This is a genomic window from Allobosea sp. Root381, from assembly GCF_001429395.1.
GTDB lineage: Bacteria > Pseudomonadota > Alphaproteobacteria > Rhizobiales > Beijerinckiaceae > Allobosea.
The window spans coordinates 12,688-25,204 of record NZ_LMJT01000044.1 but is presented as its reverse complement, the minus strand read 5'-3'; the positions used below and the strand labels follow the sequence as shown (position 1 = coordinate 25,204).

8 protein-coding genes are annotated in these 12,517 nt (G+C 67.2%); 3 read left to right on the top strand and 5 right to left on the bottom strand.

The features are described 5' to 3' along the window. Positions 1-72: 72 nt before the first annotated feature. Genes ASE63_RS25065 through ASE63_RS25055 form a run of 3 tightly spaced genes read left to right on the top strand, consistent with a single transcriptional unit; the run spans position 73 to position 6,217 of the window. Positions 73-1,863, top strand: coding sequence for a type I secretion system permease/ATPase (locus ASE63_RS25065; RefSeq protein ID WP_082610289.1), 1,791 nt, complete (start codon positions 73-75; stop codon positions 1,861-1,863). Continuing rightward, positions 1,860-4,820, top strand: a complete 2,961-nt coding sequence (locus tag ASE63_RS28855) for a cadherin-like domain-containing protein (RefSeq protein WP_056808200.1) — start codon at positions 1,860-1,862, stop codon at positions 4,818-4,820. Before ASE63_RS25065 ends, ASE63_RS28855 begins: the two co-directional genes overlap by 4 nt. A 47-nt stretch (positions 4,821-4,867) precedes the next feature. Then, complete coding sequence (locus ASE63_RS25055; protein ID WP_082610288.1) at positions 4,868-6,217, top strand: HlyD family type I secretion periplasmic adaptor subunit; 1,350 nt, start codon at positions 4,868-4,870, stop codon at positions 6,215-6,217. Positions 6,218-6,246: 29 nt separating this feature from the next. Here the strand turns inward: ASE63_RS25055 and ASE63_RS25050 are convergent, their stop codons facing one another. The 5 genes from ASE63_RS25050 to ASE63_RS25030 all read right to left on the bottom strand — a co-directional run bounded on the left by ASE63_RS25050 (position 6,247) and on the right by ASE63_RS25030 (position 12,473). After that, positions 6,247-7,230 (bottom strand): succinylglutamate desuccinylase/aspartoacylase family protein, encoded by a 984-nt coding sequence (locus tag ASE63_RS25050; protein ID WP_056808198.1) that lies wholly within the window; start codon positions 7,228-7,230, stop codon positions 6,247-6,249. Positions 7,231-7,262: 32 nt separating this feature from the next. Further along, positions 7,263-8,084, bottom strand: coding sequence for an ABC transporter permease (locus ASE63_RS25045; protein ID WP_056808193.1), 822 nt, complete (start codon positions 8,082-8,084; stop codon positions 7,263-7,265). Positions 8,085-8,094: 10 nt separating this feature from the next. Continuing rightward, positions 8,095-9,030 (bottom strand): ABC transporter permease, encoded by a 936-nt coding sequence (locus ASE63_RS25040; RefSeq protein WP_056808190.1) that lies wholly within the window; start codon positions 9,028-9,030, stop codon positions 8,095-8,097. 105 nt (positions 9,031-9,135) lie between these two features. Then, positions 9,136-10,698: an ABC transporter substrate-binding protein gene (locus tag ASE63_RS25035; protein WP_244491603.1), complete on the bottom strand. Its 1,563-nt coding sequence runs from the start codon at positions 10,696-10,698 to the stop codon at positions 9,136-9,138. A 152-nt stretch (positions 10,699-10,850) separates the two neighbouring features. Beyond that, on the bottom strand, positions 10,851-12,473 hold the full coding sequence (locus tag ASE63_RS25030; protein WP_056808186.1) for an amidohydrolase: 1,623 nt from the start codon (positions 12,471-12,473) through the stop codon (positions 10,851-10,853). Between the last annotated feature and the right edge of the window lie 44 nt (positions 12,474-12,517).

The following is a 12,517-nucleotide window of genomic DNA, read 5'->3' as shown; positions in this document are numbered from 1 at the left end:
CCCCATGGGCGGGCCTCACGGTCCGCCCATCTTCGCCACTTCCAATCAACGTCAGTTTCAAGGCGTGTCGCCATGGCCTCATCTGCTCGACTGACCGAAGCCCGCAAGCGTGACGGCGCCGTTCTCACCCAGGATTTCCGCAGGGTCGCGCTGTTCCTGTTCCTGATCTCGGGCCTGATCAACATCCTCGCGCTGACCGGCTCGTTCTACATGCTGCAGGTCTATGACCGGGCGCTGACGAGCGGCAGCGTCCAGACGCTCGCCGCGCTGTCGGTGCTCGCGATCGGCCTCTATCTGTTCCAGGGCGGGTTCGACATCATCCGCTCGCAGGTCCTGGTCCGGGTCGGCGCGCGGCTCGACAAGGATATTGCGCCGCTGGCCCATCGCGTCGCGATCGACATGCCGCGCTTCGGCTTCTCCAGCACGGAGGCGCTCGAGCGCGGCCGCGACGTCGATACGGTACGCGGCTTTCTCGGCAGCCAGGGGCCGGGCGCCCTGTTCGACCTGCCCTGGATCCCGCTCTATCTGGCCTTCGTCTATTTCCTGCACCCCTGGCTTGGCGCGCTGACGCTGGCCGGCGCGGTGGTGCTGACGCTGCTCACCATCGCCAGCGAGATCCTGGCGCGGAGCCTGAGCACCAGCTCGCGGCAGGCCGCGATCACCCGCAATGCGATGGCCGATTCCCATGCCCGCAACGCGGAGGTCGTGCGGGCCATGGGCTTCTCCAGCCGCGCGGTGGCGCGCTTCGACCAGTCGAACCGCGAGCACCTGGAACTGCAGACCCGCTCCAGCGATCTCAGCGGCACTTTTGGGGCCGTCGCGCGTGTGCTGCGCATGATCCTGCAATCGGCGATCCTGGGTCTCGGCGCCTTCCTGACCATCAAGGGCGAGCTTTCCGCCGGCGCGATCATCGCGGCCTCTGTCGCCTCGGCGCGGGCGCTGGCCCCCGTCGACCAGGCGATCGGCAACTGGCGTTCCTTCGTGTCGGCGCGCCTCGCCTTCGGACGGCTGCGCGAGACCGTGGTGGCGCTCAGCAAGGCGGTCGAGCCGATGGAGCTTCCCGCCCCGAACCGCTCCCTGAAGGTCGATCGCATTACCGTCGCGGCGCCTGGCTCCGGCCAGGTCCTGCTGAGCGAGGTCAGCTTCGAGATCGCAGCCGGAAAGGCGCTCGGGATCATCGGTCCAAGCGGCGGCGGCAAGACCACCTTGGTGCGCGCGCTCACCGGCATCTGGCCGTGCCTGCGCGGCTCGGTGCGGCTCGACGGCGCCCATCTCGAGCAATGGCCGGAGGAGGCGATCGGCCGCCATCTCGGTTATCTGCCGCAGGAGGTCAGCCTGCTCGACGCCAGCATCGGCGAGAACATCTCGCGGCTGGCGACCAGCCTCGACCCGGCGGCCATCGTGGCCGCGGCGACGGCGGCCGGCATCCACGACATGATCGTGAAGCTGCCCGACGGTTACCAGACCCAGCTCGGCCCGCAGGGCACCGCGCTTTCGGCCGGCCAGCGCCAGCGCATCGGGCTGGCCCGCGCGCTCTACGGCAATCCCTTCCTGGTTGTGCTGGACGAACCCAACGCCAATCTCGACAGCGAGGGCGAGGCGGCCCTGACCCGGGCGATCGAAGCCGTCCGGGCGCGCGGCGGCATCGCCATCGTCGTCGCCCACCGGCCGAGCGCACTCGCCGCGGTCGATCTCGTCGCCGTCATTCAGGCCGGCAAGCTCGCTGGCTTCGGGCCGAAGGAGACGATCCTCAACCCCGGCCAGAAGCAGCCTGTGCCCGGCGAGGGCGCGGCCGATCCGCGCCTGCCCGCCGCCAGCGGACTCGATGCGGCCGGCGGCCTGCTCAGGAGGGTGACGGCATGATCGAGGTCAAGGCACTCAAGCCCGCTCAGAACCACGACCCCTCGGCGGAGGAGGTCTATCGCAAGGCGCAGGTAGAACCCACGCCGTCGCGCTGGCCGGCCGCTCTCGCGGTGATCGTCCTTGCCATCGCCGGCTATCTACGCTCGCTGTCTTCGGCGCAGGCCGAACCGGAGCCGCAGGAGGACGAGCGCGGCGCCGCGCCCAAGGGCGCGGATGAAGCCAAGGCGGAGGGCGAGGCACAAAGCGAGGCCGAAGTCGATCCGGACGAGACCGGCTCGCTCGCCGAGAAGGACCTGCCGGCCTACGATCAGGAGCCCGGCACGGGCGGCCCCGGCGTGCCGATGCCGGGGCTGGCGGACTTCCTCGGCATCGACTCGCCGCCGATCGACTATGAGCAGCTGCCCCTGCCGCCCTTCGTTCGCGGCTACATCGAGTTCGGCCTGGGCCGCGTCAGCAACGACAATGGCTATATGGCAAGCGACGGTTCCTGGACCCTCAGCGGCCATGTCGGATCGAGCGGCTTCCATTTTGGCGTGATCGAGGGCGGCGTGCCGCGGTTGCCGGTCGTCGTGGCGCCGTTCAATCCCGTGATCGTCGTTCCTGAACAGCCTGACCCCCCTGACGGGCCAGGCCCGGTCGAGCCGGAGGAACCGTATCCCCGCAACCGCGCCCCGCGCCTGGCGGGAACGGTCCAGCTCGGCAATATCAGCGCCTGCCAGACGCTGCTGCTGACGATGGCCGGCCTGCTGGCGGGCGCAACCGACGCCGATGCCGATCCGCTGACGGTCCGCAACCTGCAGGTCTCGTCGGGCACGATCGAGCTGACCGAAGGCGGCTGGCAGTACCGGCCGACCGCGGGATATTACGGTCCCATCTTCGTGAGCTACGGCGTGACCGACGGCGTGGCGACGGTCTCGCAGGTCGCTGTGCTGCGCGTGGTCGAGGTCCTGGAGATCAACGGTACGGCCGGCGACGACGTGCTGACCGGTTCCGAGTGCGCCGACCTGATCCAGGCCGGCGACGGCAACGACATCGTCGATGCACGGGGCGGCAAGGATACTGTCCATGGTGGGGCGGGCGACGACGTGATCGACGGCGGAGCCGGTGACGACACCCTCTATGGCGGCGCCGGCAACGACGTTATCCGTGGCGGCACCGGTGCCGACATTCTCTTCGGCGGCATCGGCAACGACCGCCTCTACGGCGACGATGGCGACGACCGCCTGTTCGGCGAGGACGGAGACGATTTTCTCGACGGCGGCGACGGCAACGACCAGCTTTGGGGTGGTGCCGGCCAGGACTCGCTCTTCGGCGGCGCAGGTCATGACATTCTGCTCGGCGGAAGCGGGGACGACGTGCTCGTGGGGGGCGCCGGCAACGACGAGCTCTCGGGAGGGGACGGTAACGACCAGCTCTCCGGCGGTGAGGGAGACGACACGCTCTACGGCGATGCCGGCAACGACGTTCTCGATGGCGGTGCCGGTAACGACGTGCTCGACGGCGGGGCGGGCGACGACACGATCTTTGGCGGCACCGGCGACGATACGATCCGGGGCGGCGAGGGCAACGACATCATCGATGCCGGGGACGGCGACGATGCGGTCGATGGCGGCTCGGGCGACAACATCATCGCCACGGGGGCCGGCCAGAACCGCGTGAGCGCCGCCGACGGCAACAATACGGTGATCGGCGGCAGCGGCACCGACCATGTGCAGCTCGGTGCCGGGCGCGACGTCGTGCGGCTGGGCGGCGGCGACGACACGGTGAAGGCCGGCGCCGGGGCCGACATCCTGTTCGGCGAGGACGGTAACGATACGCTCTTCGGCGAGTCGGGCAACGACCGTCTCGATGGCGGCGACGGCGACGACACGCTGTCCGGCGGAACCGGGGACGACACTCTGATCGGCCGCTGCGGCAACGATATTCTCGACGGCGGCGATGGCGACGACGAGATCGATGGCGGCGCGGGCGACGATACCGTGCTCGCCGGCGCCGGCGATGATGAGGTGGTGGGTGGTGCCGGCGACGACGTCATCGATGGCGGTACCGGTGATGATGAGATCGATGGTGGAGATGGAGACGACGTCATCAATGCCCGAGAAGGCGACGACGTCGTCATGGGGGGGGAGGGGGACGACATCGTCGTCGCCGGTGATGGCGACGACGATGTCGATGCTGGCGAAGGCGACGATGTCCTTCTTGGCGGAAACGGCGACGATACGCTGGATGGCGGCGAGGGGGACGACGTCGTCAATGGCGAAGCCGGCGACGACTGCCTGATCGGGGGCGAGGGCGACGACGTCCTGCTCGGCGCGGCCGGTGAGGACACACTGCGGGGCGGCGAAGGAGACGATACGCTCGATGGCGGCGAGGGGCGTGATACCGTCCTGGGAGGTGCCGGCGACGATGTCGTGATCGGCTCGCTCGACCGGGCTAACGACTGCTTCGACGGCGGCGTTGGCTACGACACGCTCGACCTGTCGGGGACGGACTGTAGCGTCACCGTCGACCTGACGAAGTCCAAGGCGATAGGCATCGAAATCGGCGAGGACACCGTGCTCGACTTCGAGGCGCTGATCGGCGGCTCGGGCAACGATCACTTCATCGTCGGATCGGAGGCGACGGCGCTGACGGGAGGCGAGGGCGACGACAGGTTCGAATTCGACGTGCCGGCGCGGGCCGACAACGACCTGATCCATCAGATCCTCGATCTCCAGGAAGGCGATCGCATCATCGTCAAGCAGTATCAGATTCATGCCGACGCAGCGGCCGGCGGCACGGCGATCGATCCGTTCGGCGAGACCTATGGCGCGACGGGCGACGATCGCCCCTTCCGGTTCCGCATCGAGAAGATCAACAACGAAGAGCGGACCTATGTCGATGTCTTCGTCGCGCAGCAGGAAGACAGAGACTACTCGATCGAGATCTTCGGAAACTACAAGTTGTACTATTGCTGATTTGCGTTGGTTTCTTCCAGAACACCGCGTCCCGGAGGGTTCGCTTCATGAATGCCCAGAACTTCGACGCCAAGCTCTTCGCGAAGGCCCAGAAGAGCGCCCGCGCCGCCCAAAGGCGGGCCGATTTCGGCCTCGGTTCGCACGTCTTCGCGGGCACGGCGCTGGCGCTGCTGCTGGTCGCCGGCTTCGGCGGCTGGGCAGCCTCGGCCAATCTCAACGGCGCCGTCGTCGGACAGGGCATGGTCAAGGTCGACCAGAACCTCAAGGAGGTGCAGCACCGTGACGGCGGCATCATCGAGTCGATCGCGGTGCGGCAGGGCGACAGCGTCAGGGAGGGCCAGGTGCTGTTCCGGCTCGACAACGTCCAGACCCGGGCGGAGCTGTCGATCATCCGCTCGCAGCTGGCCGAGCATCTCGGCCGGGGCGCCCGCCTGATCGCCGAGCGCGACGGCCTCGCCACCATCGCCTTCTCGCCCAAGATGGCCTCCTTCTCGGAGGATCCCTCGGAGATCATCGGGGGCGAGACGCGCCTGTTCGATGGCAACCGCACCAATCGAGAAAGCCGCAAGGAGCAGCTCGAGATCGGCATCGTTCAGTTGGGTGAGGAGGTGAAGGGGCTGGAGTCGCGCCAGGTCGCCAAATCCGAGGAGCTCAGGCTCGTCGAGATGGAGCGCACGAAGTTCCTCGGACTGTTCCAGAAGGGCTATATCGACGGCACCAAGGTGTTCAACATCAACCGGGAATGGGCGCGTCTGCTTGGCGAGCGCGGCGAGATCGAGGCCTCCCTGGCGCGCGCCAAGCTGCGCATCAGCGAAACCCGCCTGCAGATCATCTCCATCGACGACACCGCACGGACCGAGGCACAGCGCGAGCTGCGCCTCGTCGAGGCCAAGCTCGCCGAGCTACAGGATCGCCGCGTCGCCAATGAGGACCGGCTGTCACGCACCGAGATCCGCTCGCCGATCGACGGAACGGTCAACGAGATGACGGTCTTCACCGTCGGGGGCGTGATCACGCCGGCGGCGCGGCTCGCCACCGTCGTCCCCGTCGGCGCGAAGCTGACCATCGAAGTCCGCATCTCGCCTGCCGATATCGACCAGGTCAGGGCCGGGCAGGCGGCGCGGCTGCGCTTCTCGGCCTTCAACCGCAACACCACGCCGGAGATTCCCGGCAAGGTCAGCCATGTCTCGCCGGCCACCACCAAGGACCCGGCCACCGGCCAGAGCTACTATAGTTGCGAGGTCCAGATCGAAGGCGACCTCGCGGTGCTCGGCGATCGCAAGCTGCTGCCGGGCATGCCCGTCGAGGTGATGATCACCACCGAGGAGCGCACCGCGCTCTCCTTCCTCACCAAGCCGTTCAGGGACCATGCGAGCCGCATGTTCCTCGAGAGGTGATCAGGTCCTGGGCGACCCGCGAGGGTCGCTCAGGGCTTGCGCTGGCTCGTCACGCCGAAATGATAGAGCGGCTCGCCGGGCTTGGCGGTCTTGCTCGGGAAGATGATGAAGCCGTCGCTGGGCGCGGTCACCGTGCTGCCGTCGGTGCGCCGTGCCAGCACGGCGCCCTTCGGCACCGCGTCACCGGTCTTCCAGCCGCCCTCGGCCACGTCGCCCTCGGTCTCGCAGATCACGACATCGGTCATGTGGATGATGGTGTCGAGCGCGGAGGGCGGAGGGGCTGCATCGATCAGGCCGAGATGGCCCAGCGTGTTGCGGATTGCGGCGTAGCCGACCTCGGTCGAGGCCGGGTCCGTGTGCTCGCCACATTCCAGCGTCACGGCATAGCCGCCGGAGAAGCGCATGAATTCGGTCGTGCCGTAGCCTTCGGTCACGGCGAGCGGCGGAAGCTTCAGCCGTTTGCGTGCGGCGATGATCTTGACGTAGTTGTCGAGCCAGCCATGGATCGCGACCGGGACGCCGAGGCAGGCGGCCAGTGCCAGCTCTGCGGCATCGTGCCGGAAGGGTTCAAGTTCGCCCGCGTTGTTCTCCGGCCCGAAGAAGACGAAGGGCACGCCCTCGCCGCGGAAGGAATGCACGTCGAGCAGCATGTCGTGCTCGCGCAGCAGGGCGGTGAGCCGCCGGCCGATCCGGTCCTCGTTGTCGACCGGCTGCGGGCGCTCATACATGTCGCGGTTGAGGTTGCGGTCCCCCTCGCGCGTGTTCTGGCGATAGGCCTTGGGGTTGGCCACCGGCACGAAGGTAACCTCGCCGCGCGCGATCAGCAGGCGCCCGCTGCGGCAATCCTCGATGATGCGGGCGATGGCGTTGGGGCCGCATGTCTCGTTGCCGTGCACGGCGCCGAGGACGAGCAGCTTCGGCCCGGATTTCAGGCCATGGAAACGCACGCTCTCGAGCGGCGCGCGGTCGTCGGCGGGCACGGTCCAGGCCGGCTCGGCTGGCTGGGTGGGCATGTCTAAAGATGTCCTGGTCGTGAGATGGAGGCTCAGGCCTTGCGCGTCCGCGAGTGCGGGTCAAGGATGTCGCGCAACCCGTCCCCGAGCAAGTTGAGGCCGAGCACGGTGAGGAAGATCGCCAACCCCGGGAAGATCGAGATCCAGGGTGCGGTCGAGATCTGGTCGCGCGCGTCGGACAGCATCGAGCCCCAGCTCGGGAAGGGCGGGCGGATGCCGAGGCCCAGGAAGGACAGCGAGGCTTCCGCCAGCACGGCCCCGCCCATGCCGAGCGTGCCGATGACGATGATCGGGCCTGCGATGTTGGGCAGGATCTGCGTCAGCATGATGCGGAAGGTGCCGTAGCCCAGCGAGCGGGCGGCCTCGACATAGCCCATCGACTTGACCGAGAGCGTCGCGGCGCGGGTCAGGCGGCAGGTGAAGGACCAGTTGGTCAGGCCGAGTGCGATCAGCAGGCTGGTGAGGCCGGGGCTCAGGATCGCCATGATCGCCAGCGCGAAGATCAGCGAGGGAATCGCCAGCATCATGTTGGTCAGGCCGTTGACGAAATCGTCCCACCACCCGCCCCAGTAGGCGGCGGAGAGGCCGAGGGCTACGCCGATCACCGTGTTGATGAGCTGGGAGACGATGCCGACCGTCAGCGAGATGCGGGCGCCGTAGAGCACGCGGCTGTAGATGTCGCGGCCCTGCGCGTCGGTGCCGAACCAGAATTCGGAGCCGGGCGGAAGCTCGGCATTCATCAGGTTGGCATCCATGACCGGATCGGTATGGGCGAACCAGGGGGCGAACACGCCGCCTGCGAGGACGAGCGCGAAGCAGGCGCCGCCGATCCAGAGATTGGCACGGAACTTCATGCGTAAAGGCCTAGCTGTATTTGATGCGCGGATCGACGACGGCGCAGAGCACGTCGACGGCGATGTTCACGACGAGGAAGAACAGCACGATCGTCAGGATGCAGCCTTGCACCACCGGGATGTCGCGCAGCGTGACGCTGTCCACCAGCAGCGAGCCGAGGCCCGGCCAAGCGAAGAGCTTCTCGATGACGACGGCCTGGCCGATGACCGAACCGAATTGCAGGCCGAGCGTCGTCAGCACGATGACGAGCGCGTTGCGCAGCACGTGCCAGCGCATCACCCTCAGCTCGCTCGCGCCCTTGGCGCGGGCGGTCCGGATGAAATCGGCATTCATCACTTCAAGCACCGCAGCGCGCGAGGTGCGCGCCAGCAGCGCCAGCGGCGAGACGCCGAGCGCGACCGCAGGAAGGACGATGTAGCGCAGGTCGCCATCGCCATAGCCGAAGCTCGGGAACCAGCCGAGCGTCAGCGCGAAGCCGTACATCAGGAGCAGGCCGAGCCAGAACATCGGCAGCGACAGGCCGGAAACCGCGAAGATCATCGACAGCATGTCGATCCAGCTGCCCGGCTTCAGCGCGGCGAGGAAGCCGAGCGGCACGCCGATGACGACGGCGAAGATCATGGCCGCGAAGGCCAGCTGCAGGCTCGGCCACAGGCGCTCGGCCAGCGCATAGACCACGGGCTGGCGGGTGCGGAAGGAGGTGCCGAGATCGAAGGTCAGGAGATCGCCGATATATTTGGCGAAGCGGACATAGACCGGATCGTTCAGGCCGAACTGCTCGTTCATGCGCGCGATGGTGGCGGCATCGACGATGCTGCGGCCGTCGGCCATCTGCGTGCTGGCGAAATTGCCGGGAATGACGCTGAACAGGACGAAGATCAGGGCCGCGACCGCGAGCAGGATCGGGATCGCCTGCAGCAGGCGGCGGAAGATATAAGGCAACATGGCAAAGGCTCCTGACCGCCGCTGCGCGGGTCGTCAGCGACGACCGAATGCGAAAGGCTCCCGCCAACCGACCGCAGGGCCGGCTGGCGGGAGCGCAGCGCGGTCTTACTTCGCCGCCGGCGACGAGGCGTCGACCCAGAGGTTCTCGTAGCGCTGCAGCGCAAGCTCGGTCGAGTTCGGCTGGAGGCCGTGCAACCAGGGCTGATAGGCCAGGACCGCCTTGTTGTAGTTGAAGAACCAGACCGGCGCTTCTTCCTGCAGCAGGGCATTGGCCTTCTTCAGCAGGTCGAGCTGCTTGGCAGGATCCGACTCGGCGGTGGCGTCGTCGATCAGCTTGTCGAAGGCCGGGTTGTTGAAGGTGGTGTAGTTGCAGGACGAGCGCGGCGTCGCGGAATGGAAGCACTTCAGCGCCGTCAGCGTGTCCGGGCCCGAGGTATTCGACCAGATATAGGCCTGGAAGTTACCGCTCACGACGACGCCGCCGAGGGCCGAGGTCTCGACCGGCTTGACCTTCACCCTGATGCCGACCTTGGCGAGCATCGGGATGGTCGCCTCGACGATCGGGATGCCCCAGCTCTCGTTCGGGGTTGCGGTCCATTCGAACTCGAAGCCGTCGGGATAGCCCGCCTCGGTGAGCAGCTTCTTGGCTTTCTCGGGGTCGAAGGCGTAGGGCTTGGCGTCCTTGTCGAAGGCCGGCGAGGAGAGCGGCAGCCAGCTCGAGGCGCGGTAGGCCTTGTCGCGGACGAGGCGCTTGATGATCAGGTCGCTGTCGATGGCGTGGTTGATCGCCTGGCGCACGCGCTTGTCGGAGAAGGGCTTGAAGGTCGGGTTCATGCCCATGTTGCGGGTGAAGACCTCGGCGACCTCGAGGATGCCCTTCGACAGGTTCGGGTCGGCCTTGTAGGCCACGTATTGGGTCGAGCCCAGGATCGAGACGTCGATTTCCTTGTTGCGGAAGGCGACGTCGCGCGCCGCAGCCTCGCCCATCGGCGAGATCACCAGCTTGTCGGCATAGGGCTTGCCGGCCTGATGGTACTTCTCCCAGCGCTCGAAGCTCATGCGCGAGCCGGGGATATGCTCGACGAACTTGAAGGGCCCAAGGCCGATCGGCTTGTTGAAGAAGTCCGGAGCCTGCGCCTCCTTGGCGGGCATGATCGCGGTCGTCGCCTGGAACAGGAAGTAGCCGGGGTCGGCCTTGTCCGTCAGCGTGATCTCGAGGGTGTGGTCGTCGATCTTCTTCAGGCCCGAGATTTCCTTGGCCTGGCCCTTCTGGACATCGGTGCCGCCCTTGATGCGGGCGATGTAGCGCGCGCCGGGATAGTTCTTCGAACCATCCATCAGGCGGGTATAGGTCCAGATGATGTCGTCGGCCGTCATCTGGCGGCCGTTGTGGAAGAACGCGTCGTCACGCAGCTTGAAGGTGTAGACCTTGCCGTCCGGCGAAACGGTCACGCTCTTGGCGAGGTCGAGCTCCGGCTTGCTGTTCTTCGCATCCCATTTGTAGAGCATGCTGTGCAGCGCATAGCCGTAGATCTCGTCCTGTATCTGGTTCGAGACGTGGCTGTCATTGCTCACGAAGGATGCGCCGTAGGGCGCCGTGAAACGGATCGTTCCGCCGCGACGGGGCTCCTGCGCCTGGACTTGCGCCTGCACGGCGAAGGCCGCCACCGTCAGCGCCGTGGCAAAGGCGAATTTTTTGAACAACACGATCATTCCTCCCGATTATTATGAAGCTCCGGCTGGCCCGGATATGTTTGCCCCATGTGGAACCATAACGCCTTTACGGCAGTTGTCTTCCCCCTGGCGGGTAAATCCCCAGCTCAGACCGGTCGTTCGTAGACGATTTCGCCGCCGAGAATGGTGAGGTCGCAACAGGTATCGTTCAGGATGTCGGCTGGCTGTGCGGTCAACAGGTCGCGCGAGAACACGGCGACGTCGGCGAGGAAGCCAGGCACGAGCCGACCCTTGACGGCCTCCTGCTTCTGCGAGAAGGCGCCGAACTCGGTATAGGCCTGCAGCGCTTCCTCGATCGAGACGCGCTGGCCCTCGTCCATCACCGTGCCCTTCCAGGTCTTGCGGGTCAGCATGGTGTGGAAGTTCGGGAAGGGATTCGGGTCGCAGACCGGGGCGTCGCTGCCCGTCGCCGGCTTCAGCCCGAGGTCGAACCAGGTGCGCAGGGGATAGCTCGGCAGCGCCCGCTCCGGGCCGAGCACCTTGACGTAGGCGTCGCCGAAATCATGGATGAAGACCTGCTGCGGGCAAGGGTAGATGCCGGCCTTGACCATGCGCTCGTGCTGCTGCGGCGTCGAGAAGCCGCAATGCTCGATGCGGTGGCGCCGGTCCGGGTCGGGATGGGCCGCGAGCGCCTTCTCGTAAGCCGTGATCAGCTGCTCGATCGCGGCGTCGCCGATGGCGTGGCAGGCGAGCTGGTAGCCCTTCACATGGGCGTCCATCACCATGCGCTCGAGCTCGGCATCCTCCCACATCCAGACGCCGGTGGTCTTGTCCTCGCCGAGATAGGGCTCGGTCATCCAGGCGGTGCGGCCGCCGGCCGAGCCGTCGAGGAAGAGCTTGACCGCGCCGACCATCAGCATGTCGTCGCCGGTGCCGGAGATCAGCCCGGCCTCGTAGCATTGCGGCACGATCGAGCGGCCGTCATCGCCGAGCAGCGTCAGCCAGGTGCGGACCGGCAGGCGGCCGTCGCGCTTCGCGCGGTGATAGGCGCCGATCTCGCGGAAGCCGCCCTTCTGGCCGACGGCGGCGTCCATGCAGCTGGTGATGCCGAGCGAGAGCAGGTACTTGCCGCCGCGCTCGATGCCGGCGATCAGGTCCTCCTCGGTGGCAGGCGGAACCGCGGCCTGGACCGGGGCGCGGGCGTTCTCGGCGAGCAGGCCGGTGAGGCGGCCGTTCTGCTGCTCGATCAGCCCGCCCTGCGGGGTCGGTGAGCTTTCGTCGATGCCGCCGAGGCGCAGCGCCTCCGAATTGCAGATCGCGACATGGCCGCAGGCGCGCACCAGCATCACCGGATTGTCCGGCGCCGCACGGTCCAGCTCCTCGCGATAGGGGTGGCGGCCGGTGTCGAGCTTTGTTTGGTCGTAGCCGCGCGACAGGATCCATTCGCCGGGCTTCAGCGTCGCGGCGCGGGCCGAGATCGCAGCGAGCAGCGTCTCCAGCGTCGGCGCGGCCTCGGGCTTGGAGTCGACCCAGCCCATGGTCATGCCGAGCGAGACGAGATGGAGATGGGAATCGTTCAGGCCCGGCGTCGCCAGCCGGCCCTTCAGGTCGATCACGCGGGTCTTCGGCCCGACGAGCGGCTTGATCTCGGCATCGGTTCCGGTGGCGAGCACCTTGTCCTGCCAGATCGCCAGCGCCTCGACGACGCCGTCCTCGCGGCCGCACCAGATCGGCCCGTTGCGCAGCACGATATCGGCTTGAACAGCCATGGTTTCCTCCTGTGTCGCAGTCGTTGCCGGCGTCGCGGGCTTAG

Coding starts and splice junctions, on each gene's coding strand:
- ASE63_RS25065 (WP_082610289.1), top strand. CDS start 73: ATGGCCTCATCTGCTCGACTGACCGAAGCCCGCAAGCGTGACGGCGCC.
- ASE63_RS28855 (WP_056808200.1), top strand. CDS start 1,860: ATGATCGAGGTCAAGGCACTCAAGCCCGCTCAGAACCACGACCCCTCG.
- ASE63_RS25055 (WP_082610288.1), top strand. CDS start 4,868: ATGAATGCCCAGAACTTCGACGCCAAGCTCTTCGCGAAGGCCCAGAAG.
- ASE63_RS25050 (WP_056808198.1), bottom strand. CDS start 7,230: ATGCCCACCCAGCCAGCCGAGCCGGCCTGGACCGTGCCCGCCGACGAC.
- ASE63_RS25045 (WP_056808193.1), bottom strand. CDS start 8,084: ATGAAGTTCCGTGCCAATCTCTGGATCGGCGGCGCCTGCTTCGCGCTC.
- ASE63_RS25040 (WP_056808190.1), bottom strand. CDS start 9,030: ATGTTGCCTTATATCTTCCGCCGCCTGCTGCAGGCGATCCCGATCCTG.
- ASE63_RS25030 (WP_056808186.1), bottom strand. CDS start 12,473: ATGGCTGTTCAAGCCGATATCGTGCTGCGCAACGGGCCGATCTGGTGC.